This window comes from uncultured Psychroserpens sp., from assembly GCF_947494225.1.
GTDB lineage: Bacteria > Bacteroidota > Bacteroidia > Flavobacteriales > Flavobacteriaceae > Psychroserpens.
In genome coordinates, this window is the sequence record NZ_CANLUG010000002.1 from 671,572 (window position 1) to 698,177 (window position 26,606).

Annotated in this window: 30 protein-coding genes; 4 read left to right on the forward strand and 26 right to left on the reverse strand. The window is 33.8% G+C overall.

What is annotated here, in order from left to right:
• Positions 1–2 precede the first annotated feature (2 nt).
• The 13 genes from Q0893_RS07050 to Q0893_RS07110 all read right to left on the reverse strand — a co-directional run bounded on the left by Q0893_RS07050 (position 3) and on the right by Q0893_RS07110 (position 8,939).
• The gene (locus Q0893_RS07050) at positions 3–827 is read right to left on the reverse strand and encodes a cyclase family protein (protein ID WP_299273826.1); all 825 of its coding nucleotides are present in this window, start codon (positions 825–827) and stop codon (positions 3–5) included.
• Positions 828–925: 98 nt separating this feature from the next.
• Entirely contained in the window at positions 926–1,369 is a 444-nt protein-coding gene (locus Q0893_RS07055) for a DoxX family protein (protein WP_299273829.1), read from the reverse strand.
• A gap of 10 nt (positions 1,370–1,379) precedes the next feature.
• Complete coding sequence (locus Q0893_RS07060; RefSeq protein WP_299273832.1) at positions 1,380–1,832, reverse strand: carboxymuconolactone decarboxylase family protein; 453 nt, start codon at positions 1,830–1,832, stop codon at positions 1,380–1,382.
• 77 nt (positions 1,833–1,909) lie between these two features.
• Positions 1,910–2,482, reverse strand: coding sequence for a Crp/Fnr family transcriptional regulator (locus tag Q0893_RS07065; RefSeq protein WP_298900295.1), 573 nt, complete (start codon positions 2,480–2,482; stop codon positions 1,910–1,912).
• 15 nt (positions 2,483–2,497) lie between these two features.
• Positions 2,498–3,286 (reverse strand): GNAT family N-acetyltransferase, encoded by a 789-nt coding sequence (locus Q0893_RS07070; protein ID WP_298900294.1) that lies wholly within the window; start codon positions 3,284–3,286, stop codon positions 2,498–2,500.
• Entirely contained in the window at positions 3,286–3,825 is a 540-nt protein-coding gene (locus Q0893_RS07075; protein ID WP_299273836.1) for a TetR/AcrR family transcriptional regulator, read from the reverse strand. Before Q0893_RS07075 ends, Q0893_RS07070 begins: the two co-directional genes overlap by 1 nt.
• Before the next feature lie 355 nt (positions 3,826–4,180).
• Positions 4,181–4,516, reverse strand: coding sequence for a hypothetical protein (locus Q0893_RS07080; protein WP_299273839.1), 336 nt, complete (start codon positions 4,514–4,516; stop codon positions 4,181–4,183).
• Positions 4,513–5,361: an FkbM family methyltransferase gene (locus Q0893_RS07085; protein ID WP_299273842.1), complete on the reverse strand. Its 849-nt coding sequence runs from the start codon at positions 5,359–5,361 to the stop codon at positions 4,513–4,515. The genes Q0893_RS07080 and Q0893_RS07085 overlap by 4 nt, the downstream gene beginning before the upstream one ends.
• Before the next feature lie 118 nt (positions 5,362–5,479).
• Entirely contained in the window at positions 5,480–6,742 is a 1,263-nt protein-coding gene (locus Q0893_RS07090; protein WP_298900290.1) for a T9SS type A sorting domain-containing protein, read from the reverse strand.
• A 93-nt stretch (positions 6,743–6,835) separates the two neighbouring features.
• Positions 6,836–7,474 carry a hypothetical protein gene (locus Q0893_RS07095; RefSeq protein ID WP_298900289.1) on the reverse strand — a complete coding sequence of 213 codons (639 nt, stop codon included), beginning with the start codon at positions 7,472–7,474 and terminating at the stop codon, positions 6,836–6,838.
• A 274-nt stretch (positions 7,475–7,748) separates the two neighbouring features.
• Complete coding sequence (locus tag Q0893_RS07100; RefSeq protein ID WP_298900288.1) at positions 7,749–7,967, reverse strand: hypothetical protein; 219 nt, start codon at positions 7,965–7,967, stop codon at positions 7,749–7,751.
• Between the two features lie 7 nt (positions 7,968–7,974).
• Positions 7,975–8,400 (reverse strand): hypothetical protein, encoded by a 426-nt coding sequence (locus Q0893_RS07105; RefSeq protein WP_299273847.1) that lies wholly within the window; start codon positions 8,398–8,400, stop codon positions 7,975–7,977.
• On the reverse strand, positions 8,397–8,939 hold the full coding sequence (locus Q0893_RS07110; protein WP_299273850.1) for an RNA polymerase sigma factor: 543 nt from the start codon (positions 8,937–8,939) through the stop codon (positions 8,397–8,399). Before Q0893_RS07110 ends, Q0893_RS07105 begins: the two co-directional genes overlap by 4 nt.
• Positions 8,940–9,137: 198 nt before the next feature.
• Between Q0893_RS07110 and Q0893_RS07115 the strand changes: the two genes are divergently transcribed.
• From Q0893_RS07115 to Q0893_RS07130, 4 genes are all read left to right on the forward strand, one after another.
• A complete protein-coding gene (locus Q0893_RS07115) occupies positions 9,138–9,665 on the forward strand; it encodes an inorganic diphosphatase (RefSeq protein WP_298900285.1) in 528 nt (175 codons plus the stop codon).
• A gap of 116 nt (positions 9,666–9,781) precedes the next feature.
• A complete protein-coding gene (locus Q0893_RS07120; RefSeq protein ID WP_298900284.1) occupies positions 9,782–12,166 on the forward strand; it encodes a sodium-translocating pyrophosphatase in 2,385 nt (794 codons plus the stop codon).
• An 82-nt stretch (positions 12,167–12,248) separates the two neighbouring features.
• Positions 12,249–12,800: a hypothetical protein gene (locus Q0893_RS07125; protein ID WP_298900283.1), complete on the forward strand. Its 552-nt coding sequence runs from the start codon at positions 12,249–12,251 to the stop codon at positions 12,798–12,800.
• Positions 12,801–12,842: 42 nt separating this feature from the next.
• On the forward strand, positions 12,843–13,853 hold the full coding sequence (locus tag Q0893_RS07130; RefSeq protein ID WP_299273856.1) for an App1 family protein: 1,011 nt from the start codon (positions 12,843–12,845) through the stop codon (positions 13,851–13,853).
• A gap of 2 nt (positions 13,854–13,855) precedes the next feature.
• On the opposite strand, the gene Q0893_RS07135 is transcribed toward Q0893_RS07130, so the two are convergent.
• From Q0893_RS07135 to Q0893_RS07195, 13 genes are all read right to left on the reverse strand, one after another.
• Complete coding sequence (locus tag Q0893_RS07135) at positions 13,856–14,647, reverse strand: hypothetical protein (RefSeq protein WP_299273859.1); 792 nt, start codon at positions 14,645–14,647, stop codon at positions 13,856–13,858.
• A gap of 4 nt (positions 14,648–14,651) precedes the next feature.
• Positions 14,652–15,680 carry a Rieske 2Fe-2S domain-containing protein gene (locus tag Q0893_RS07140; RefSeq protein WP_299273862.1) on the reverse strand — a complete coding sequence of 343 codons (1,029 nt, stop codon included), beginning with the start codon at positions 15,678–15,680 and terminating at the stop codon, positions 14,652–14,654.
• A complete protein-coding gene (locus tag Q0893_RS07145; RefSeq protein ID WP_298900279.1) occupies positions 15,680–16,093 on the reverse strand; it encodes a hypothetical protein in 414 nt (137 codons plus the stop codon). Before Q0893_RS07145 ends, Q0893_RS07140 begins: the two co-directional genes overlap by 1 nt.
• 2 nt (positions 16,094–16,095) lie before the next feature.
• Entirely contained in the window at positions 16,096–16,308 is a 213-nt protein-coding gene (locus tag Q0893_RS07150) for a hypothetical protein (protein ID WP_298900278.1), read from the reverse strand.
• Position 16,309: 1 nt separating this feature from the next.
• Entirely contained in the window at positions 16,310–18,259 is a 1,950-nt protein-coding gene (locus Q0893_RS07155; protein ID WP_299273867.1) for a thiamine pyrophosphate-binding protein, read from the reverse strand.
• The gene (locus Q0893_RS07160) at positions 18,259–19,494 is read right to left on the reverse strand and encodes a sodium:proton antiporter (protein ID WP_299273870.1); all 1,236 of its coding nucleotides are present in this window, start codon (positions 19,492–19,494) and stop codon (positions 18,259–18,261) included. Before Q0893_RS07160 ends, Q0893_RS07155 begins: the two co-directional genes overlap by 1 nt.
• Positions 19,494–20,240 carry a hypothetical protein gene (locus tag Q0893_RS07165; RefSeq protein ID WP_299273873.1) on the reverse strand — a complete coding sequence of 249 codons (747 nt, stop codon included), beginning with the start codon at positions 20,238–20,240 and terminating at the stop codon, positions 19,494–19,496. The genes Q0893_RS07160 and Q0893_RS07165 overlap by 1 nt, the downstream gene beginning before the upstream one ends.
• 3 nt (positions 20,241–20,243) lie before the next feature.
• On the reverse strand, positions 20,244–21,857 hold the full coding sequence (locus tag Q0893_RS07170; RefSeq protein WP_298900274.1) for a glutamate synthase-related protein: 1,614 nt from the start codon (positions 21,855–21,857) through the stop codon (positions 20,244–20,246).
• Positions 21,854–22,534, reverse strand: coding sequence for a Crp/Fnr family transcriptional regulator (locus Q0893_RS07175; protein WP_299273877.1), 681 nt, complete (start codon positions 22,532–22,534; stop codon positions 21,854–21,856). Before Q0893_RS07175 ends, Q0893_RS07170 begins: the two co-directional genes overlap by 4 nt.
• A 330-nt stretch (positions 22,535–22,864) precedes the next feature.
• Positions 22,865–23,479, reverse strand: a complete 615-nt coding sequence (locus Q0893_RS07180; RefSeq protein WP_230937068.1) for a deoxynucleoside kinase — start codon at positions 23,477–23,479, stop codon at positions 22,865–22,867.
• Between the two features lie 2 nt (positions 23,480–23,481).
• On the reverse strand, positions 23,482–24,264 hold the full coding sequence (locus tag Q0893_RS07185) for a hypothetical protein (protein ID WP_298900272.1): 783 nt from the start codon (positions 24,262–24,264) through the stop codon (positions 23,482–23,484).
• Between the two features lie 88 nt (positions 24,265–24,352).
• Positions 24,353–25,030, reverse strand: coding sequence for a response regulator transcription factor (locus Q0893_RS07190; RefSeq protein ID WP_298900271.1), 678 nt, complete (start codon positions 25,028–25,030; stop codon positions 24,353–24,355).
• Positions 25,023–26,564 carry a HAMP domain-containing sensor histidine kinase gene (locus Q0893_RS07195; RefSeq protein WP_298900270.1) on the reverse strand — a complete coding sequence of 514 codons (1,542 nt, stop codon included), beginning with the start codon at positions 26,562–26,564 and terminating at the stop codon, positions 25,023–25,025. The genes Q0893_RS07190 and Q0893_RS07195 overlap by 8 nt, the downstream gene beginning before the upstream one ends.
• Positions 26,565–26,606 lie beyond the last annotated feature (42 nt).

Consider the following 26,606-nt stretch of genomic DNA (forward strand, 5'->3'; position numbering starts at 1 on the left):
GATTATACCTTATTAATAAGCGCTATAATTCTTAAAGGTGCGCCACTACCACCTTCAATTTTCATAGGTAAAGCAATAATTTCAAACCCATTAGATGGCAGCATACTTAAGTTAGTGAGATTTTCGAAAGCTGGAATATTTTTTTCAAGTAAGATCACATGACTTTTAAAATATTCAGACTGACCATAATCTATACTAGGTGTGTCTATTCCAATGGAATTGATCTGCCTATTTTCAACTAACCATGTTGCGGCTTCAGGAGAAAGCCCAGGAAAGTGTAAGAGCTTCACCGCATGATCTCCGCGTTCGTCTGTACCTAAATATTTTGCTTTGTTCGGGTAATATTTTGAGAAACCTGTTTCGATTAATACAATACTACCATCTGGTATTTTATAACCATGATTTTTCTCCCAGTTCTTGAAATCCTCAATACTTACCAAATAATCTGGGTCGTCACTACTTTTTGAAGACACATCAATTTTAATAGCATTACCAACTAGTTTTTCGAGAGGAATTTGATCTACGGTTTGCGCATTTTTAGCAAAGTGAATAGGCGCATCTATGTGAGTACCACCATGTTCTGCCGTACTAAAATTATTGGCCGCATAATAATAGCCCTTATCTGTTTGACCCTTAAAAACCGTATCTAATTTAAATTCTTTGGCAGTTACCCAATACACAGTTTTGTCAGAATAACTATGAGATAAATCAATAATGGTTTTATCTGAAATTTTTGTAGGTATGGTCTGGGGCTGTTCTTTTTCAGTTTTATTAGTACAACTTATAAGAGTTAAAAAAAAGAACAGATATAAAATTAATGTTTTCATTGTAATGGCATTTTGAAATCGTATGGCGCTATTCTTCGTGAGCGACACTTCATTTATATCTAATGTAATAAATTGAAAATAAACTAGCGCAGAACCTGTTAGGTTTTTAATTCTGCGCTGGCTTTAGAGAACAGCAAATCAAGTTCAATATATTTTTCTTTGAATTGGCTTAAAGCAAATGCTCCCGCCGATGCACTTAGTACCGAAAAGTCTAAAACACCTTTTATGCCTGTTGAAAATGCCATTGACAGCGCAAAGATTAGGAGTAAAAAACCGCTAAGTTTGGCGAAGAACTCAGTTTTAAGTCCAATTAAAAGGAACATAGCAAAGGCTATTTCAAGGACAGTAACAATGACGCCAATTAGTGGTATGACATGATGAGGCAACCACGGATTTATGAGTTGGGTATAGTCTAAAAAATTAGACCAATTTTGCCAGACCGAAATGTTTTCAGGCCAAAGACCGAAGCGATCTGCTACTGCCGATAAGAAACTAAGCGATAGCGCTAATCTTAAAAAGAGTTTAATGATTTTAAGCTTCATAGATATATTATTATTCGTTTGCCTTATAGTTTCCTGGAGTAAACTCAAAAGTTTTCATTAATCGATTCCAAGTATTGCTTTGTGAAATTGCTAAAGTGATATAACAAATTTCTTCTTTGGTAAAGAAACTTAATAGTTCGTTATAGATATGATCTGAAATAGGCTTACGATCTAGCTTGGTAAGTGCATCTGTAAAATGAAGAACGGCTCTTTCATTTTCGTTGAAATAGGGCGTTTCTTCCCAAACACATAAAGAGGACAATCGTAAATCGGTTTCACCCATATGTTTTAATTCTTTATGGTGCATGTCTACACAATAAGCACAACCATTTTTTTGAGAGGTTCTTAATCGGATGATTTCAATCAATTGTTTGCTTAACGAAGAGTTAAGTATGAAGTCTTCAATTGTTCTTAAGTGTTCAAACATTCCATTAGGAATATCGTTATAAGTAATTCGTGCCATTTTTGTTTGTTTTTAATTATGGCGTAAAATTATGTGATCGTTTGAACCTAAAAATTAAGATATCTTAAGAAAGACTTTTAAATGCGTTGTCTTCGCAATTCGCTAAGGTATTCTGGAGTGATTTCTAAATATGAAGCAATCATATATTGAGGTACACGTTGGGCAAAACCTGGCAGTTTTTCGACAAAAAAAGAATAACGTTCCTTACTTTTCATTTGGAGATATATATCACTTTTTCTAAGGTTTGCAATTAACATATTCTCCGTAATAAGCCTAAACATGCGTTCTAATTTTGGATAAGTTTTATAAAGCGTTTCCAAGTTGCTTTTAGATAAACATAATACTGTGGTGTCCTCAATGGCTTGGAGATATTGTGTTGAAGGAATTTGTTGAATAAAACTTTCCATGTGTGTAATCCACCAATTGTCTATGGCAAATTGTGTAATTTTCTCATGACCTTTGGCATCTAAATAAAACAACCTAACAACGCCTTTGACTATAAAAAAATTATAACGACAAATACTATTTTCTGTTAAGAGAAATTCCTTTTTGCGAAACGTTTTTTCTTCTAGCTTAGAATAAATAGCATCTATTTCAGAATCTTCAAATGTTACATATCGGTTAAAATAGGTTTTGATTTGTTCTTTCATTATACGAAATAAGTTTTATGATACAAATCTAAGGTCAAATATGCTATGACTGAAATGGAATCCAGCTTTTTCAATTGCTTTTTTAGATCCTATGTTATCAATTGTTGTTGAGCAAATTGGTTTACGATGTTTGGTTAGTGCTTTTTTGGCGAGTACATGTAAAGTTTGTGAAGCATAACCTTGTCTTCGGAAAGTTGAATGTATCGCTACACCAACATCAGCATATCTAGGTTGGGAGTCGCTTAATCTACATTCTCCTGTTCCAACAAAATCTGAACCATTTTTAACTATAAATAATTCTTGACGTTTTACAAGATTTTCGGTATATCCAAAAGTGTCCTCAAAACCTACTTGAGTTTTATAAAATGATTGTATCATCTCAACATCTTCGTTGGTTGCAACAGTTAATTCAACAGATGTATTTTGCTCAGGTGTGTCGTTTTCAAATTGAAAACAATAGGTGTTATTTTTAACAGATGAAGCATGTATTAAACAGGTATTAAAACCTACAGGTTCAATAGAGCTAAGCTTTGCCGACACAATAAGTTTTAAATCAATAAGCGAGGTTATGGCGTCCTGCATACGAGTTAAATGTGGTTTTTTAATATAGATTTGAGTGAGGCTTTTGTCATTGTCAATACAACAATAACCTATGGTTTTAGTATTAACCTGAATCAAGTAACTTGTGGATGACCCAATATAAAGAGATTCCCACATGCTGTCTAAAGCGGTTGTGAAGGTGTCGTAAAGTTCTTGTCTCAATGGTTGTATTATATTGAAATCGTTGGTTTTTATAAAGTTCATTATTTAGTGTATTTAGCTATAAGTTGTTGTTGTATTTCTTGTAGGGGATAATCTTCAAAAATGGTTAGATAGTTTAATGCGATTCCGTCTAATTCAGCAATAAACATATAACTTCTAATAGTGGCATTTTCTGGGTCTATCAAACCATATATGTGTTTAACATGATTTAAAATATAAGATGATCTTTGGCCTATTAGATCATTTAGAAGTCTTCTTGTTTTAGGTTGAAGAATTAAATGAAGGTTTAGTTGGAACAATGTTTTGTCAATCTCTAACTGAACGAACAATGAGTTAATAATGTTCCGTAATTGCTGATAGGGATCTTCGTTAATGTTATCAATGGAGGATATGTCTGCTACTTTTTTGGTGGTTTCTTCAAAAATGGCACGTAGAAGTCCGTCTTTTGATTTAAAATGATGAAATACCAATCCTTTAGAAACTTTAGCAGTATCGCAGATTAAAGAAACAGGAGTGTTTTCAAAACCGCGCTCTACAAATAGTTGAGTGGCTACTGTTATAAGTTGTTGCTTTTTATCCATAGAAATATATAATCACTGACTGACCAATCAGTCAGTTGCAAATATATATAATTTTTAGATATAAGAAAATGTTCGTTAGTAAAAGTTTTTGTTGTCAAAATGTCGTACCAATGTTATCACGTTTTTAATAAAAGATGCTTTGTCATTGCGAATACGATCAATGATATTTTTCAGTAGTTAAAAAATCGTGATATTCCAGTTTTTCAATCGGTCTGATAAGGCATTAGTGACTATTCCTTCACCAGCGTCTAGAAATTCATTGTAAAAGTGGTAGCCTTTAAAAACAAGGTTTACAAATAAATCTAGTGATAGGCTAATAGGTCGTTGTTTCCAAGATCTTCATAAGTTTTTAAACTTAAAAATCTATAAATGGTGTATAATAATACACCGCATAAGAAAATGTTAGCGTGCAATATAATAGTGTTCCAATAACTAAGAAGGTCCATCTGAAGTGCTGCAATTTTAATTTTCCTTTGAAGTAGTAATCCTCTAAAATTTCAACCAAGATTCCTGTTGAAAAAAGAATATTCGCCAAGATGCCCCATGCCAAGACACCTAGTAGGTCTGTAAATTCAAATTGAGATATACCAGTGAGCATACCTAAAATACCAGATATTCCAACAAGAAAATTAAACCATATACGTTTTGGTTCCCACCATGAAAGAATGGATTTATAGTAGTTGACTGTCATGAAATGAATTCAAATTTGTACTCGTCTTCTAAGCACTTAGGTTGTTTGGTTGCTACTAAATTCTCGCATTTTACAGATCTATAGTTGTGATCTAAAGGCTGTAATTGTTTGTTGTTAATCACTTTATAAATATGAAAGTTTAATGTGTTTAAAAGATTTATAATATCTCCTGTATTATAATTGTAGGTCGCATAATTGTTTTCAAAAGATTCGAAATAAATGAGTTTTGTTTTATTTAAAACATCAGTTGCACCTTCAAAAACATACTTTTCATAGCCCTCAACATCAATCTTTAAAACATCGATGTGATTGATGTCTTTTAATAATTCATCCAATAAGTTCACATCAACTTCAACACCTTGGTTAGAATCTAAAAGTATTTTGTTTGAGTCATCAGATTTGGCATCGCTAAAATGGAGCTTGCCTTTTTCATTTCCAACGGCAGAGTTTAGGAGTTCAATATTTTTAAATCCGTTAAGTTTAATATTGGATTTTAGGACATCAAAAGTTTTAGGGTGCGCTTCAATTCCAATTACTTTTCCTGCGTTACCCACAGCGATAGAACCTGTAAGCACCAACGTACCTATGTTGGCACCAACATCGACATATGTCGCATTAAGTTGAAGTGTTTTTCGCAGAAAGCCTTCGTCTTCTTGTCCGTAATCTTTGTTGCCAAATAAAGTTATTGCCAAATTAGATTGGGATAAATGAATTTTGTACCCACGTTGTTTTATGGTTATATACTTATTTAAACCTGTACGCAGCAATACATAAGCCCAAATAATCTTAAGCGGATTGTCACGTTCCCGAAGAATGGAAAGTACAGTTTTGATATGTCTAAGCATGCTAATTGGTTAAGAAGTTACCTTACAATTAACAATATTTATTTGACATAGAAAAGATTGAAGCTCAAAGCAACTTTATTCTAAAAGCTATAATGCTACTTTAAATGGGTAATGAATCTTACTTTTTTATAATGTACGACGTAAAAGAACTGCGATTTGCAGATACATTTAAAAGGTACATTCCCGAACTTAATTTTGAAAAATCTAAGTTTAGTGTTGAGGTGTTTTTAGACGTGTTTTTGCTAATGAGTTTTCCAGAGACATCAAAAATGAGTATATCAATAACCTCATAATTTGTATTTAAATGTATAGTCAGAAGGTCAGAAACTGGATTTGGAAAAATAATTGAATCTTTTAGTTCTAAGTCTTCTGTGCTTAAATTTGAAATGCTAAACGTCTTTGTTTTCGTATTTGATTTCCCACATTTAGTTACGGTTAATGTTACCATATAATCACCTGTTGCGGCGTACATGTGGATTGGATTAATTGCTGTTGATGTATTTCCGTCTCCAAAATCCCAAAGTAAAGAATCAAAATCATTACTTGTGTTGGTGAACGATATTTGTTCTTCATTGACAACTTCAGTATAATCTGCCATGGCTGGATTTATGGTGAAATCCCAATTAGAAATCTCATCAAAGACTATCGTCTTTGCAGCCATTTTTATGGTATTGGCATCGTTTGTTGATAAACCCGAATTCCAAGTGATTAGAGTTGGGTCTTTTTTATAAACCATAGTGTAAAAAGCGCAGGCAGCAGCATAGGAACCTGCTAATGAAGGATGTGAGCCATCATTGGTGTATAAATCAAGGCTTGGATGGTTATTACGTAAATACCGCCAAACGGCTCCTGCTGGAGATACTTCGGCATTGTTATCATTGGCCATAGTGATATAGGTGCTTCTTATAGCATCATCCATACCTTCGTAGGTACAAACCCAATCTAGGTTGCCGCAATTAGAAGCATCGCCATTTTCTCTTCCCCATGTCATATAAAACATAGGTTCTGAACATTCATAGTTCGCCCTTATAGCATTACTTAGCGACAGAGCATATGGAAATACTTCGGCCTGCATTTGAGTTTGACTCCACGATGTTTCTTGACTCTGTCCTTGTAATACAACGTAATCCCAATTGTCTGAGTTGATTTTATTGAGAGTAGTTGTATTGGAGGCATGATGTATTAAACGATAGCCACCTGGCGTATTAGAATCATAAATTAAAACATCTCCTGTACTTGTAGCCATAGTGTTTACCATAGCTGGTAAATTGTTGACTCCCGTATAGCTATTACCAAGAAAGAGTACTTTTTTTGTGGTTTGACTATGTATTGAAAAGTTAACGCAAAATATTAAAATGCAAAACTTAAATAAATACTTCATGTTGATTTGATTGTTTGGCATTCAAATGTAAGCAAAATAAGAAAACAGTTGATTGGAGTTAATGTTTTGCACAAATAGCTGCTAAAGACGTAGTTATTTTCTAGGGGCGTTTATTTTTTTTAACGTTTTATCATAAAATTCTTTATCAGTAGCTTTAAAAATTGCCACTTTTTTTAATTCTATATTAAGATTTAAGGATTCCAAAAATGAAATGATATCATCAGAGTACAAATCGACGGCTTCACTATCAAAGGTTAATGTGTTTTCACTTTTTGAGATTTTTACTGAATAGTGATCCTTCAAATTTTTAAGTTTTGCACTGTTTTCGGCAATTTTATAACCGTTATCCGAGAGCAAATATGAGTGATACTCATCAGAAGATTTTTTAATTAAAATAGATAAAGAAGTAATTGATTGACCATCATCAGTCCACATTGTTGTCTGTGCTATAAACCTGTTTTCTATTTTAGTTTCTTTTAACCGAAGATAGACTTTACCTTTAGCGTTCACTTCACAAACCCAAATTTTACTTTTGCTGAAATAACCTGCATTTTCAAAATAATAGCACGACTCAGCTTTATTTGTATCGCTATCATAACCAACCCAGTACTGAGTTGATATGTTCGCATTATCACTATTGATATCGGTTAATAATAAGCGTTCTGTAAAAACACCTGAGCAACTTGAAAATAGAATTATTAAAAAAGAATACTTGATTAATTTAAAAGACATAAGCGTTAGAGTTAAAGGTTGTAGACTGCTGAAAATAATATAGTTAATATTTTTTGCTAAAAAAAATATTTTTAAAGTTCACTTAATAAATCTCAAAACATCAGTCATTTTTAAATTCACGAACCTCTAGATAAACAATCACTACAAGAAATATCACAGTTTTCTCTTTTATGTTACATAAATATGAAGATTTAGAATTCTAACGTAAACAAAAAAGCAATCTTTTGTACCAGAACAAGGGATTGCTTAATTGCATATTAAGATTAGAGGATGTTTAATCGGGCAGTAATTTAATGTTAAAACCTCTTGTGTTTGCCAGATTTATAATGTCATTTTGTAAAGAATGTGATACTGCTTCAATTCTAAGAACGTTGTCAATGTCTTCAATGTCTATGGACCATTTTAGGATGCCCGAATGATTATTGAATGACGACCTTATGGATTTGACTTTTGTTTTGGTTTCGATGTCTGTTTGAAAAATTAATACTTCCATAATGTGTTTAATTTAATTCAGAATCTGACTGTGTAGAATTATGTCCTTCGTCTTGACTTGTTTGACGCTCTATGTACCGTTTGTAATAGGCATCACCTTCCTCTTTCCAGAACTTATCGTAATATTTCCATTTAGAAAAATCTGTTTTAGAATTATCTTTGCATTCGTTTTGTGATCTTTTTGACGACTTTTTACCGCCTCCGCCGCCACATCCTCCAAGAAGGAGTTTGAGTAGTATAAATAGGCCAACCGCTTGCCAATACGTTAACAAAGGAAGTCCAAAAATTAATGGCATTAGCCAATTCCATAGCCACATAATAACAAAGCCAAATAAAATGGCTAGTCCTGCTATGGCAATGATACCGAAGATAATCATTCCCGCTATTTCTATAGGAGACTTTTTTCTGAATTTATGAGTGAAAAAATTTGTCATGATTTATTAGTTTTATGTTTGTTTATTTCTATTTCAATTTTTTTATATAATATGCCTATGGCTCTATGTCTTCTCGACATTAAAGTGCCTTCTGGGATTCCCGTTTCTTTCGAAATTTCACTGTATGAATATCCTTCGAAATCAACAGCCAGAATAATATCTCTATAGGCTGGTTTAAGTGTTTCTATACAGGTTTTTAATACAGAGGACATTTCTTCTGACATGTAATTTTCATTAGATTGCTGCAATGTGTCAGATAAATCTACAAGAGGACTATCTGTATCAATAGGTTCTGTTTTTTTTCCGGATCTCATAATATCAACAATCTTGTTTCTTATTGATCTATAAACAAAACCAGCTACGTTATTTATTGGAGCATATCTATCAGCTCCAGAAAATAATTTTAGAGCGACATCTTGAATAATATCTTCTGCATCACGATTTGTGGTGTCACTTATTTTAGCGTTCACGTAAATCTTGAGAGATTGATATTCTCTTCCGAAAAAATCTTTTAGCTTTTTACTGTTTTCTGATTCCAATGTTATTATACCTTTTTAAGAAGGCTCTTCAATATAAAAGACGACATTTTTTTATTCTATTGCATTTTTATTTATAAAAATTTTAAAAGTTTGGAATAGACGCTATATTTTAATTGCTAAACCCAAACAATACATTATCTTTGCAGCCCGAAAAAAGAATAAGAAGCCTCAGTAATAGGCACAAAAATATAAGAAGATATGACAGCAACAGGAAAACAGACCTTTGATGTACTAATAGAAATCCCAAAAGGAAGCCGTAACAAATATGAATATGATTTTGAACTTAACAAAATACGTTTTGATCGTATGTTATTTTCATCAATGATGTATCCTGGTGATTATGGATTTATCCCAAAAACACTGGCCTTAGATGGAGATCCTTTGGATGTATTAGTGATGGGTACAGAACCTACTTTTCCAATGTGTGTGATGGAAGTTAAACCCATTGGGGTGTTTCATATGGCCGATGAAAAAGGACCAGATGAAAAATTAATTTGTGTGCCAGTAACAGATCCAATTTGGAATAGTTATAATGACATTACCGATTTAAATCCGCATAGAAAAAAAGAAATTACACACTTCTTTCAAGTGTATAAAGACTTAGAAAAAAAGAAAGTAGATGTTGGCGGATGGGGAGATGCCAAAGAAGCATATGACATTTTAAATAAATGTGTAGATAGATATGAGAATAGCGAGCACAAAACAAATGGTGACTTTACCATTTAGTTAATACATTTGATTTAAGTGAGAAACCCTTTGTAATAAAAACAAAGGGTTTTTTAGTTTTAATGGTTTTCACTACTTTTGCCCAGCTAAATAACAAATCAAAATAAAATTATAATATGGAATCACTGATGATTTACATGCCAATAGCTTTGGCGCTTATAGGATTAATTTACATGATTGTAAAACAATCTTGGGTTATGAAACAAGACGCTGGAGATGGTAAAATGAAAGAAATTTCAGATCATATCTACGAAGGCGCATTAGCATTTTTAAATGCAGAGTATAGACTACTCGCTATTTTTGTAGTTATCGTAAGTATTTTACTTGCTGTAGTCTCTTTTGTAGTGCCAACAACACATATTCTTATCGTTGTTGCCTTTATTTTTGGAGCTGTTTTTTCTGCTTTCGCTGGAAACATTGGAATGAAAATTGCAACGAAAACAAACGTAAGAACTACGCAAGCAGCACGTACAAGTTTACCAAACGCACTTAAGATTTCTTTTGGAGGTGGAACGGTAATGGGGCTTGGTGTAGCTGGATTAGCAGTTTTAGGTTTAACCGCATTTTTTATTGCATTCTTCTACTATTTTATGGGTGGAGAATGGACCAATACTATGGACATGACTATCGTGTTAGAAACCTTAGCAGGTTTTTCTCTTGGGGCAGAATCTATTGCCTTATTTGCTCGTGTAGGTGGAGGTATTTATACAAAAGCTGCCGATGTAGGAGCCGATTTAGTTGGTAAAGTTGAAGCAGGTATTCCTGAAGATGATCCTCGTAACCCTGCAACGATTGCAGATAACGTAGGTGATAATGTAGGTGATGTAGCAGGTATGGGAGCCGATTTATTTGGATCTTATGTTGCAACAGTATTGGCTGCGATGGTTCTTGGTAACTATGTGATTAAAGATATGGGTGGAGATATTGTAGATCTTGGATTTGGTGGTATTGGACCAATCTTATTGCCAATGGCAATTGCAGGTGCAGGAATTATTATTTCTATCATAGGAACTATGTTGGTGAAAATCAAATCTAACGACGCAAAAGAAGCTCAGGTTATGGGTGCCTTAAATGTTGGTAACTGGACATCTATTATTCTTGTGGCTGTTTCTTGTTTTGGATTATGCTACTACATGCTTCCAGAAACTATGAAAATGGAGTTCTTTGGTGAAGGTTTACAAGAGATTTCTAGTATGCGCGTATTCTATGCAACGCTTGTTGGTTTATTTGTTGGTGCTGTAATTTCATCTGTAACAGAATTCTATACTGGATTGGGTAAAAAGCCAATCTTAAAAATTGTACAACAGTCAAGTACAGGAGCAGGAACTAATATTATAGCAGGTCTAGCAACAGGTATGATTTCTACATTCCCTTCAGTATTATTATTTGCTGGTGCTATTTGGGCGTCTTATGCATTTGCAGGATTCTATGGTGTTGCATTAGCTGCTTCAGCAATGATGGCTACTACAGCGATGCAATTGGCAATTGACGCTTTCGGACCAATTTCTGATAATGCAGGTGGTATTGCTGAAATGAGCGAGCAAGAACCAATCGTAAGAGAACGTACCGATATTTTAGACTCTGTTGGTAATACAACAGCTGCAACAGGAAAAGGATTTGCTATTGCCTCTGCCGCTTTAACGTCATTAGCTTTATTTGCAGCTTATGTAACGTTTACTGGAATTGACGGAATTAATATTTTTAAAGCGCCAGTCTTAGCGATGTTATTCGTTGGAGGAATGGTGCCAGTAGTATTTTCTGCATTAGCAATGAATGCTGTGGGTAAAGCTGCGATGGAAATGGTACAAGAAGTACGTCGTCAATTTAAAGAAATTCCTGGAATTATGGAAGGTACTGGGAAACCAGAATACGATAAATGTGTAGCAATCTCTACACAGGCTTCTTTAAAAGAAATGATGTTACCTGGATTGTTAACTATTGGATTTCCTCTAGCTATTGCGTTCATTCCAATGTTATTTGGTATGGATCACTTGGCTATTGCCGAAATGTTAGGTGGTTATATGGCTGGTGTTACAGTTTCTGGTGTATTATGGGCTATCTTTCAAAATAATGCTGGTGGTGCTTGGGATAATGCAAAGAAATCATTTGAAGCTGGTGTTGAAATTAATGGTGAAATGACCTTCAAAGGATCAGATGCTCATAAAGCTGCTGTAACTGGTGATACAGTTGGAGATCCATTTAAAGATACTTCTGGACCTTCAATGAATATCTTAATCAAATTAACTTGTTTAATAGGATTAGTTATTGCACCAATTTTAGGTGGGCATACGTCTGAATCAGTATTAGTTGATAGCGAGATAGAAGCTGTTAATGAAAGAACTATCGATGTGTCGAAAGAATTAGCACAAACAACACTTACATATACTGAAATAGAAAACGCTAAAGAAGAAACAACATCTGAAGTTGAAGCTGATATGAAAGCCTCTGAAGCTAGTGTTGAAACAGTTAAGGAAGACACTAAAAGAGTGATAAAAGAATAACAACTGTTCAATTATATAAAAAAGAGCCACGTTTATCGTGGCTTTTTTTATGCATAAAAATCAGGTGTTTTTACCTAATTCTATGTCTAGAGATTCGTGTAATTTTATGAGACCAATGAACACTGCACATCATATAACTCATCTGCTTAAAAAAATTCAAGAGTTCCAAGTTATTAAATGTAACATGCATCATGAGCGCGTTGTTTTTAATGCCAATAGAAAACCTGTGTATCGAAAAACAGCTAATGAGTACTTTTTTGATCGTGTGAACCTGTGTGATGCTAAACTAAGAAAACAGCGCTTGGGGTGTGCACATTCTAGCGTCAATCAAAACTTTGCCAAGGTAATAGACGATTTAGCACAGCAGTTGCCAAAGAAAGCACAACAAATATTAAGGTTCAAAAAACAGTGCAATAACATCGTTAATAAGATTTATCAATTGGATCATGAAAAAGGACAATTAGAACATGATCTAGCACTTTGTAAGCTAACACCCGATACACATCAAGAAAACCAATTAGAGGTTGTATCTAAGCTCTTAAAACACCGACATGGCATACTCATGGACGAACTTTCCGTGATGAAGTCTGATATTGAGTTATTTATTAAATCAGTTCTCAATAACACCCACTAAAACTACCTTAGTTTTTTATGATTTTAGTATCTTGAACCTCTAATGTCTCAATTAGTGTTTAAAAAAGACCCTTTACAAATTATTACATTTCAAAGTTATGGTACAGATAACCATTTTTATATGCGCGGACGTGCCTTAGAAGATGAAACCATTAACTTAGAACAGAAAGGGTTGTTTGGTTTATTTATTAATTCATGGAAACGTTTTGAAACAGACGAAATTAAACATACCGAACTTAAAATAACACTTCCAAACGGTACAATCCTGAAAACTACTACTGACGATCATGGCTATTTTAAGGTTGATGAAAATGTAGAGGGCTTGATGAATTTAGCTGATGACGATGGTTGGCTCAATTTTGAAGTGGCCTATAATAATGTAAATATCAAAAGGAGTATCCAAAACTCTAACTGTTTTATTGGAGAGTTGTTAATTCCATCGGCCAAGGCAGATTACGGTGTTATTAGTGATATTGACGATACTATTATTCATACTGGTGTTGTATCAACATTAAAATGGAAGGTGTTACTAAATAGTATTTTTAAAAATGCAGGAAATAGAATCCCCCTTGAGGGCGCTGCCGAATTTTACTTTAAGTTACATAGAGGACAATCTGGTCATAATGCAAATCCTATTTTTTATGTAAGTCATAGTCCATGGAATTTATATCGTTATCTAGAGTTTTTTTTAAGACAGCATACCTTTCCTAAAGGTCCTATACTATTAAGGAGTTTTAAGGATATTTTTAAAAAGAAATCTGGAGATCAACCGCAGAAACAAATTGAGATCATAAATATTTTAAAAACGTATCCAACACTACAATTTATTTTAATTGGAGACAGTGGCGAACGCGATGCAGATATCTATATAGATATTGCCAAAACGTATCCAGATCAAGTTAGTGCCATTTATTTACGAAGTGTAAAACACAAAAAGAAAATGATGCGTGTAAGAGGACTTTTTGAGAATTACAATCAAACACCTGTCTTGCTAGTAGAAAGTAGTGCTCAGGCTATTGAGCATGCAAAAAAGCATGGATTTATAGCATCGTAAGTCTAGTAAATATTTGAAACTTCACTTTTTACGTTTATATGCTCTGGACTTATTTTTAGTAGATACCAGTCTTCCATTTTCTCAATAGTTCCAGTAATTTCCGAAGGCTTCCCAATAAAAGGAAGTATGTCCTGATTTATTGCATTACCATTGAGATCTGTTAGCAAATAATAGGTTGCTATATTATTATCGTCGTTAGTTGCTAAGACAGGAGGAATACCACCAGAAATACAACGTACAGCACAACTTCTGTGAATTTTACCCTTTCCTGGCTTCATGACACCAAAATAACATTTCGGATCTATGATTTCACCTTGTAAGGTCATTTCACTTATAGTTGTCTTTTCGGGTAGTTTAGTATTAGTGTTTTTCGTTAAACTCACTTTTTCATCATTTGTGATTTGAATTAATGTTTTTCCATTATAATAAATCAAATTACCTTCAATGGTTAATGTCTTTCCGTTTAAATCTGGAACCTCATGTTGCAGTTTTTCTAAATACGGATTAGCACTAAACTTTCCGAAACCAAGAAGGAGGATGTTCTTATACGTGTCTTTTGCAACGTGAACGCGTAACATAGGGTATGGGCTTTCATGAAACGTTCCTGTTATTTTTGTCTCACTTAGTAATTCGAAAGTCGCATTTTTAAATTGATTCTGAGAAAAACTAAATACTAATGCAGTTATAATGATAAGCCCAACAGCAGAAAGAACGAAACGCTTTAATGATTGCTTCGTTTTCACTCCTAAACTCCCCTCTATATAGGGCACGTAGAATTCGTCATTTTTTTTCATTTTCTTAATAATTACAGGGTTCAACTTCCGTACCTTCATCAAAAGCTTCTGGGTTAATATAAATCATATCGCCTTCAAGTTTTAACTGATAAGTGGCAACCTTTTCTGTAAAAGGAGGAGGTGATTGACCATTACTTGGTAAATATTGATATCCATGCCAAGGGCAAGTAATGCAACCGTCAATAATCTTACCTTCGCCTAATGGACCACCTTGGTGTTTACATACATTATGAATTGCAGAGAGTTTGCCATTGTATTTGAACACAGCTACACGTTGGTTTTTAACAGTAAAGATTTTGGCACGATCCTCTTCTATTTCTGAAATAGTACAAACTTTTAACCATCCTTCTTGTTCTTCCATTTTCATAGAGTCAATTTTTTGCTCTTTAAATGCTGTAATCAAATGAAGACTCGCCACTGTAAAGAAGCCTATTGCCATAATACCAATAGTAAGTGGAGATGTTTCTTGTTGAAAGGCACCCAAAAACACGTGAGCTATAATTAAAGCATAAGCAAAATACACCATCATGTGTAGTCTTTTCCAGACTTTCGCTGATAGGTTTCCAAGGAAAAAATCATGGCTAGTTGATGCCATCGCAAATAGAATAAGCAAGGCAATAAAACCTAAAACTTGGAACGGAAAATTGGTTAGAGAATTATAATCCATATTGGAAGTGAATATGGAATAGATGGGATTCACATCACCCAGAGCATGAAACTGAAATATTGAAAAACCACCATGAATAAATGCTGCAATAAACATACTAACGCCTAGATGTCTTCGGTTATATAGTATAGGAAGAAAATTAGGATTCAATCTTGCCAACGGACCAATAATTAAAATGATGTTGAGCATAATAATAGCGAGAGACCCGAAGGCACGAATCACTAAGGTTTCTATGGTTGTTTCAGAGTTAAAAATTAGAGTTATGGCAGCAAACAAAATAATATAAAGAAGCATGCTTATTATAATTATTTTGTCATATGCTTTCTTGTACTTATTCCAAAGTACTAATTGATAATCAAGTCCCATTAGAATATAAGTTTTGTGATTTCCGTGCCTTTTAAAGTGTCGAATACTAAAATGCCAGTGGCATCATTATTTAGATAAAAACTATAGGTTTTAGCTTTACTCATTGGCCCTAAAAAGCGACCTTTCTCTTTATTTTGATTAAGCTCATAAACTTCGGCTGAAGATGCTTTTAAAGGTGTTTTAATTTCAATATCTATTTTAATAGAATCCTCATTTTTTAATATAGCGGCTTTCAATACCTCGTTTTCATCTGTTGCTACAATACGATAATCACCTAATTCGAACGACATTTCTTTAGCTTGTTTATCAGTGAAAAATTCTAAATCTTTAACTGAAAAAAACATAATTATTGGCACTGTTATGATGAGAAGTAACCAAATAAATTTATGTGCTTTTCTTAATCCTGAAGTCATAACTAGGGAGTTTTAGATTTAAACAATCGACCAATTAAAAAAGGCCAAGTTACGACGACACCTGGAAACAATAAAAACCGAACTTTTGTTTTAGTGTTTTCCATTAAGGGATCTATTTTGGATGCGCCTCTAAAAAGAAAATAAAATCCAAAAAGTAATCCTATAATAAAGTAAACAGATAGAATTAATAAAAAAATATTGATGATGATTTCCATATTAAATAAGGTTAACGTCTGCAATGATTTCTAAAACTCCAGCTTTAGGTTGGGCATATAATTCTCGCATCGCGTCCTCCAACGCTTCTTGTTTTTCAACTCTTTTTCCCCAAGCACCACATGATTGCGCGAATTCAGCAAAATTTGGATTTGATAACGACGTTTTCCAAACATCAAATTCACCAGCGCGTTGTTCTTTGGAAATTTTACCAAGCTCATGGTTATTGATAACAATTAACTTCACAGGCATATTATACTTTACAAGCGTTGTTATTTCTGCTAAATACTGGCAAACGCCACCATCTCCTGCAACAGCAATTATTGGTCTTGTTTGTCCTACAGCAGCCCATGCGCCAATGGCTGCTGGCAGCGCAAATCCAATAGAACCTAAATATCCTGACATTAAAAAATCTTGGTTTGTAGGCTCAAAATAGCGACCAAAAGAATAAGCGTTATTACCAACATCAACACACATTACAGCATGTTCTGGTGTGAGTCTATTCATGGTTTCAAATACCGCAATTGAACTAATGCCATCATCTGAGGTTTCTAATAAACGCTTTTGTTTCTCGGCTTTCCAGATGTCCCAACGTTCAACGATTTCATGGCGTTGATCGTGAGTGTTAATATGTCCTTTTAATTCAGAATTAAATAACTCTAAGGTTCTCGAGATTTCTCCCCAAACCGCAACTTCAACTTGATGAAACTTACTTAAAACTAACGGATCAAAATCTATTTGGATAATTGGTTTTTTAGGAGTGATTCCAGTATGATTAGAAAATGAGGCTCCAAAAACAATTAGCAAATCGGCTTCATTCATAAACCACGAAGCAATAGGTGTACCACTTCGTCCTAAAACACCACAACCAAGAGGATGATTGTCTGCTATTAAACCCTTTCCTTTAAATGTTGTTACCACTGCAGCATTTAAACTTTCTGCAAAATTAACAACAGCCTTTTTATGTGCTCTGGCGCCATGTCCCATTATGATTAGAGGACGTTTTGCATTTTTTATCAAATTAACAGCATCATTAACAGCTTCTTTAGGTGGCGCAATTTCAAGAGATGTAATTCTATTTTTTGGGCCTTTTGCTTTAGATTTAGGATTTACTTTTTTCTCTTGAACTTCATCTGGAAATGTTAAGTGGGAAACATCACGTTTTAAAATAGCATGTTTCACCGCTAAAGACATGAGTTCTGCATGTCTACTGTCGCTTTGAACACGTTGATTAAATTCGGCGACAGTATTAAACCCTTGAACGAGGTCTACTTCCTGAAAATTTCCAGTGCCTACGACTTGAGTTTTTACTTGTCCTGTTAACGCTAAAATTGGTGCTCGATCTACCTTGGCATCCCAAAGTCCTGTATACATATTTGTTGCACCTGGACCTGCAATAGAAAAACAAGCGGCAGGTTTTCCGGTGAGCTTCCCATAGGCCGAAGCCGCAAAAGCAGCCGCACCTTCATGTCTAATGCCATAAAAATTAAGTCGTCCTTTTTCTTCTTGACGCCTCATGGCATCAGCAAATCCGAGGTTAGAATGTCCAACCATACCAAAGACTTTGTTTACACCCCAATTTACCATCGTTTCGACCATAATATCAGAGACCGTTGCTTCATGAGGTGGTTCTTCTTCTAAACCAACATAGATAGCATCATTTTCTTCTTTTACTGGGAAGGTGTCAATACCATCATCAAATCCTCCTGGTGGTTTACCAGAACAAGGGTCAAAATCCCAACCATGCCATGGGCAACGCAACATCCCATTTTCAATAGATCCTTCACCTAAAGGACCACCTTGATGTGGACAACGATTATCTAAGGCAGAAAATTTACCTTTATAATGGGTTAAACAAATGCCTTTATGGGCAGCTGTTACTGTTTTTACACGACCTTCCGGTAATTCTTTTTTATGACTTAATACTTTGTGCCAAACTACTTTTTTTTCCATTAGTTACGTTTTAATAATTTTGAAACCAGTTTTTCTATACTTAGACCTTGGGCAATAATTGAAAATACCACTACGACATAAGTAGCATATAAAATAATATCTTTTACTTCGCCTTCTGGAAGTGATAAAGCTAGGGCTATAGAAATGCCACCACGAAGTCCAGCCCAAGTTAGTATGATGCGCTCACTTTTGTTTGCTCTATGCGATTTTTTTAAGAATAGATTTGATAATATAATTGCAATATATCGTGCTAGAAGCACAACAATAATAGAAATGATTCCGAGTAATAAGTGATATATGTCAAACTCTAATGTAATCATTACAATACCAATAAGCACGAATAAAACAGCGTTAAAGATTTCGTCTAAAACTTTCCAAAAGATGTTTAAGTGATTTTTTAAATCTTCGGAAACAGTTTTGGCATGTAAGCTATGTCCGATGATAAGCCCTGCTACAACCATAGCAATAGCTCCTGATATATGTAGCATGTTGGAAAGCACATAGCCGCCCATTACAATGGCTAAGGAAATATGAACTGTAATTACCGCTTGTTTATTAACACTTTTAATACAGCGTTTACCTAAATGCCCCAATATAAAACCCATTAAGAAACCGCCTCCAGCTTCTTTGCCGAACTCTGAGGCAATATGTGATACATCAAACTCGTGCATCATTGTTGCCAAAGAAAGTACTGATAAAAATACAACAATACCAACGCCATCATTAAATAATGATTCTCCAACAATTTTAATCTCCATATGTTTTGGAGCTCCAGCTTTTTTTAGCAACGCTAGTACAGCAACAGGATCTGTTGGAGAAATAAGTGCACCAAAAACTAAGCTATATAAATAGCTTATGTCTAATCCAATAGATGATGCAACATAATAGAATACTGTTCCAATTATAAATGTAGATATAATAACACCAAAGGTGGCATAAACAAAAACAGTGATTTTTTCTTTTAATAACCCTTTTAGGTTCACATGTATTGCTCCAGCGAAGAGCAAAATACCAAGAAGAAAATCGAATAAAATGGTTTTAAAATCAATGCGCCTTGCAAACTCTGTGACATAATTGAAATAAGCATGGTCGATAAAATAGCTAGCGGCAAAGAGGAGTGAAACAATTATAGAAAGAATCATCACGCCAATTGTTTCTGGAAGCTTTAAAAATTTTGCATTTAAGTAACTTAAAAAAGCTGCTAGAGCAATTATACCAACAAATATTTCAAACATTATTTTTCAGAATTTATGTACGTATTAATAGCTGTTTGGCAAAAATCCATTGCCGATGATTTATCCAGTTCACTAATAGACATTGCAAACCCTTGCCATCCATCATTATAATAGGTCTTTTTAGTAGAACTATTAGTTATCGTTACATCAATAGGTTGATGACCATTATAGCCGCTTATATAAAAATAATAGTCGTTAATTATGGTGTCAGGAGTAGCCATGCCTAGACCGATAGAGCGTTTTTCTGTAACATTAATAAATGCTCCAGTATCAAAGTGATGAGGCCAGATTCTAATGGGGGATTTGTAATGATTAGCCTCCAGTACATTTGAAATGACATATTGCGCCAGATCTCTATTTTTAATCAAATCGTTTAGTTCATTTTGGTTTGTGATTGCGAAACTTGTAGTTTCAGAAATTGGTGGGTATGGAAGTTCGTAATGTAAGTTATAAGCATACGAATTACGCAAATCGTTTTTAGCGGCCATCTGAGATATCCATTCAACAATTTCTTTATGTTTAAGATTATTTAAAAGTAAATGTTCAGTGTTTCCATTGCTGTATTTCCATTCTAAGGAAAAATGCTCATAATTTAAACCAAGTTTATCTCCGTTAGGAAACGGATGCGTTTCTAAAGCGTGGTTTACCCATCCTAAATTGGTATGGCTATCGTCATCTTTTTTGGGAATAAAACTAATTGCTGCAGTTGCTAGATATTGCGCAGCTAAGTGCATTGTCGATTTCATAAATTAAAAGTTTACACCAGCGTAATTAATACCAGTAAGTTTATGCATGTCTAAATCGAATGTTGAAAGATCATTATGGTTAAATTTTGAAATATTATCATAACCACAAGACCTTGCCACAACTTTAATGAGGTTATTAGTGGCATCAAAATAATTATATAACTGCTTGGCAGAAGAATCAATAATAATTCTACTTCTCAATGATTCTTTTTGAGTGGCAATACCAACAGGGCAATTATTTGTTCCGCAGGCCCGCATACCTAAACATCCAATAGCTTGTAAAGCCGAATTAGAAACGGCAATGGCGTCGGCACCAAGCATCATTGCTTTTGCGAAATCTTCGGCAACTCTTAGACCTCCCGTAATTACCAATGTAATATCAGTAGCGCCTACTTTATCTAAGTACTTTCTAGCTCTTGCTAAGGCTGGAATTGTTGGAACATTAATATGGTCGCGCAATATGGTTGGTGCAGAACCGGTTCCGCCACCGCGACCATCAAGAATAATATAGTCTACACCAGCATCTAAGGCAAATTGAATGTCTTTTTCGATATGACTTGCTGCAATTTTAAATCCTATAGGGATTCCTCCTGTACGTTCTCTTACCTTATCTCCAAAGGCTTTAAAATCTTCTGCTGTACGAAAATTAGGGTTTGCGGCTGGAGAAATGGCCGTTTCTCCTTCCTGTAGTCCTCTAACGTTAGCGATTTCTTTACTTACTTTGCTTCCAGGTAAATGGCCACCAGTTCCTGTTTTAGCACCTTGACCACCTTTGAAATGGAAGGCTTGAACATGGTCTAACTTATCCCATGAGAACCCAAACTGAGCTGAAGCTAATTCATAAAAGTACTTAGAATTAGCTTGCTGTTCTTCAGGTAACATGCCACCCTCTCCAGAACAAATTCCAGTGCCAGCTAGTTCAGCACCTTTGCTTAATGCTATTTTCGCTTCACGCGATAAAGCTCCAAAACTCATATCGCTTACAAAAAGAGGTATATCTAATTCTAGAGGTTTTTTTGCGTTTGGACCAATAACAACTTTTGTGGAGACTTCTTCTTCATCTAATAGAGGAAGTGTTGCTAATTGTGCAGGTAAAAATTGAATGTCATTCCATTTAGGTAATGTATTTCTATCAACACCCATAGACGCCGAAAATCCATGATGACCAATATTTTTAAGTCCGTTTTTAGCTAATTCTTTTATATAACCAGTATATGGTTCGGTGTCTTCGGGATGTGTATCGGCATAGGCCCCCAGATACTCATTGCGATTAAAGGGTTGTGGATTATTTAATAAATACGCGTCTATTTCAAATTCGTCAACCATTAAGTTATCACCCTCAATTTTAGTCGAAAATTTATGCAGTACCTCTTTGTTGTTATATTCAGAAACGCCAGAATCTACTCTATAATCCCAACCATGAACACCACAAATCAAATTGTCCCCATCCACATGACCATCAGACATTAGCGCACCTCTGTGAAGACATCTTCCATAAAGTACAGAAATGTCGTCATCAAATTTAACAACAACTAAATCTAATCCATTGACAAGAGCATGTTCGGGTTGTTTGTTTTTTAAGTTACTTATTTGAGCAATTACAACTGGTTTTTTCATAGGTGATAATTATTTTGATTGTTGTTAATAGAAATTGAGTTTATATCATAATTTATTAAACCATTTTTTCTCATTTGGCTTAATACATTACTAACAGTTTGTCTGGATGTATTTGTTAGGTTAGCTATATCTTTATGAGATAGGAGATTATTAGCAATGTGCTGGCCTTCGTCGTTTTTTTTTCCAAACTCTTCAATGTATTCTAAGATAAACTCTTTAATTCTTGTAGCGCTATCTTTATAGAGTAAATCACTTAGCCGTCTTTCTAATTTTTGAATGCGTAAACCATAAATTTTGAGAACACCATTTTTGAGTGATTTATGCTTTTCCATAAGGTTTTCCATTTGTTCAGATTCTATATAGCATATAATACAATCCTCTAAAGCGTAGGCTTCCTCTAACTTGGCAGCTTCTTTATCATAGAGCGCTAACTCTCCAAATATATGTCCGCGTTTTACAATGTATTTGACTGATTTAGTTACTGAATCTACAATTTTTACACTGCCCTTTTTTAAAAAGATAATACTGTCTTTGTGCTTTTCGGAATATTTAATGGGATTCCCTTTTTCAATATTATCCATTTCAAGAATCTCGCAAATCTTCATCATGCTAACCATTCCAAGTTTTTTGAAAAGGTTAAAGCCTTCTAGAAACCAGTATTTAGTAAGTGCTTTCAAATTGATAAAGTTGGTTAGAAAGTAAATATAGCCAATTAGGTAGTTGTGGGCTTTTTAAATTTTTTCAATAGTTACTTTAGACGACACCTGGTTGCTTTTAAATATTAAAATTTGCAATGATATCTTGAGTACTAAGAAAACCCAATTGAGCTAATTATTTAATTTCATTTAATTGGTTGTTATGATTATGTAAGTTACAACCTTTGGACGAAAAAAAAGAGGACTAATTACAACAATGCCAATAAAGCACAGTTAATCTATAGCTTTAAAAGTATCGCTACTAATGATTGTAATAAAAATAACAGGAGGATAAACCTTGAGAGGAACCTTCTAAAATAATCCGTTAATTTGAGCGTCTATCTTATTAATGATACCGCCTAAATCTTCAGGGTTTGCAACAAAATCCAGATTATCAACGTCTATAATTAATAAGTTTCCTTTGTTATAACCATGTATCCAAGCTTCATAGCGTTCATTTAAGCGACTCAGGTAATCAATGCTGATTGAGTTTTCATAGTCTCGGCCTCTTTTATGAATTTGAGATACCAAGTTTGGAATTGTACTTCTTAGGTAGATGAGTAAATCTGGTCCTTCAACAAAACCTTCCATAAGATCAAAAAGTGAACGGTAATTTTCGAAATCACGATTAGTCATCAATCCCATGGCATGAAGGTTAGGTGCGAATATATGCGCGTCTTCATAAATGGTTCTATCCTGAATAATGTCTTTCCCGCTTTTGCGAATTTGAGCCACTTGACGAAATCTACTATTTAAAAAATAGACTTGTAGATTAAAACTCCAGCGTTCCATCTGGTTATAAAAATCGTCCAGGTAAGGATTGTCAACTACATCTTCTAATTGAGGTTCCCATTTATAGTGTTTGGCTAGTAATTTTGTAAGTGTGGTTTTACCAGCACCAATATTTCCTGCGACTGCAACGTGCATATCTATTTGATTTTTAGTTGGTATTTATGAAGTTTTTCAAGATCGTAAATATACAAGGTTTCATTGGTTAGTAAAAACTGATTTATTAACAATTTGGGTGTTTTTAGCGGAATTATGTCATGACTCTTTTTTGATTTGTAGAATAGCGTGTTTTCTGTTTTAAGAATAATGTTTTCGTTATTAATAGCCAAGGCTGTATAACCTTTGTTTTCTGTTTTTGAAATTAGACTTCCGAAGTATGTATACTGATATAAGAAGTTATCGGTTAACATCCAGCAGTAATTATAATCACTTTTGAGATCTATAACATTAGATTGTACAGGTATCGTAGTTACTCTTACCTTGTCATTTTTATAATCGTATAATTCTAACTGCTGAATATCTTGATTAAAAATCCAAAGCGTGTTATCATAACCTGTTGATACATGTGATACATTTTTATATGCTGGAATAGTATTAAAGTCGATTTTGAAAATTTCTGCTAAACGATTATCTAATATAACCACAGTATTAAAATCTTGATAAAACATATTAATCTTTAAAGGATTAAAAGCATTAACAGATGTAGGAATTCCCAATTGAACATTACTGTAATTTATAGCTGGCTTATCTTTTGGTTTTTTATGTAAAATTGTATTTGTAGTATAATATATGGTTTCAAAATTGTCTACTGCTACGACATTATTAGCTTTTAAATTTGTAGAATCTAGAGCAATAACTTCTATTTGAGTCTGTGCAATTGCAATAGATGTGAAAAGAAAGAAAAGATATTTCAAAAATGCCATGTCTTGTATATAGAAGTGAAAAATACAAAAATTGATCCATTATTTTGAACCTTTCGATATTTAAACGAAGAAACAAGCTATCTATTTTCTAGCAAACAAGTTTATAGCCAAATCCTCTAATATTAATAATTTGAATATGCTCGTCTTTTTGGAGTTTTTTACGAAGTTTAGTGATAAATACATCCATACTTCGAGCAGAAAAGAAATCATCATTTCCCCAAAGTTTATTGAGTATAATTGACCGATCTAAAACTTGATTTTTATTTTTTATTAAATGAAATAAGAGATGGGATTCACGATGTGTTAACTGTTCAGAATCGTTGCCATAGTACAATTGTTGTTTAGGAAAATCAAAGGTGTAAGCTCCAATCGTTAGGACTTCTGACGTTTTTTGAATTTTAGACCTATTGAGTAAATTGTTAATTCTCACAATAAGCTCTTCCATACTAAATGGTTTTTTGAGATAATCGTTTCCACCAATAGTAAATCCTTCAACGACGTCCTGCGTTTGTGACTTGGCTGTTAAAAATATAATAGGAATCGTGTCATCAATAGCTCTAACCTCCTTAGCTAAAGTAAAACCATCCTTTTTTGGCATCATAACATCTAAAACTAATAATTCGGGTGTGTTGTTTTGGTAGGTTTTTAAGGCCTTTTCACCATCATTACATAGCAAGACATTGAAGTCTCGTGTTTCTAGGCTTTCTTTGATAATTTGTCCCAGAGCAGGTTCGTCTTCGGCCAGTAAAATTGTTGTCTTAAGCATGAGGTAGTATTATTTTAAAAGTGGTTAGCTTATTGTTGAGATCAAGAGTAATTGTCCCTTGATGTTTTTCAATAATTTTTTTAGAATAATATAGTCCAATTCCAAAGCCTTTTACGTCGTGAGTATTTCCCTTCGGAACACGATAAAACTTTTCGAAAATTCTATCCTTGTTCACTTTTAACAATGATTGTCCATTATCAGCGATAGAAATGTCAATGTTAGATGCGGTCTTTTTTAGATCTACAAAAATGTTATCACCACCATATTTAAAGGCATTATCAATGACATTATTTATAGCGTTTTCAAAATGAAAGATATCTACGTTAGCTGTTATATTTGGGGAGATATTAGTAGTGATTAATTTACTCGAGTTTTGCATTTTATGTTTTTCTAGAATCACCTCCAATACTTCGGAAATATTATAATTGTCCTTATCGAGTTCTAGATTTTCACTGTCTAAAGTTGCGGTCTCGAGTAGTTTTTCAACCATCGTGTTTAACTTAGATAATTGCGTGCTAGACATATCTAAATAGGTCTTAGTTTTATCTTTGTTATCAATTACATTAAAGTTTTGAATGCTCTCTAAAGCTACTCCAATTGTAGCAATAGGTGTTTTAAATTCGTGAGTGATGTTACTAATAAGGTCATTCTTTACTTCGGCCAATTGCTTTTGATGTTTAATTATTTTCAGTAGATAAAATAAACAGCTTATAACTGCTAACACCAAAAGAGATGAAATTATTATGCCTGAAATAATACGTTTTAAAACTGCCCAGGTTGTATTTTCATATTGAATAGAGAGTACACTATCTAGAGGTAAAAAAGTAGATTTAGATACAGAACTTAAAAAGACTTTGTTATGAGATTCATCCAGATGACTTTTTGAACGCTCAATCCAGCATGTGTCTAACGTGCTTTTAAAATGTTCCTTATAATCGAGGGTGTAGTTTATATCAATATTCTTTCGAATTAAATCTACTTTTAGGAGGCTATCTACCTCTTTTAAATCTAAAGAATCATTGTTAATAGAGATGACAATTTTTGATGTTAACATCTCAATGTTAGACACATCAATTTTAAAGCTGTCGGGATTTTTGTTTAAGGATTCAATACGTCGTTTAAAAGCTTTTTCAGATAATGGTTGATTGTCCCTTTTATCCTTTTTCATCATAGAGTCTACTTTGAGACCTCTTACGATGGTAAATCCTTCAATTGGGTTAAGTTCTAATGAATCTAAGTTTGTAAACTCTTTATTAGTTTCATCAATCTGTTCTAGCAATTTTTCTAGCTCGCTATTTTCTCCAAACGCATTTTTTTGATGCTCACCCTCCAATGAAATCCCTAAAGTGGTTCTGGTCGCTAAAGCAGTATAATAGTCATCAACAGCCTTATCTAAACTTACCTGAACATCGTTTATAAGTTGTTGTTTGTTCGTTAAGTAATTTTTGTAGTTCCAATAGGTTTGAATACCAATGGTAGCAATAATAACAATAACGATAACATATAGAATATATCTGTATTTCGAATCATTCATAGGTCAAAAGTAAATGTTAAAATGGTTAAAAACTAATCGGTT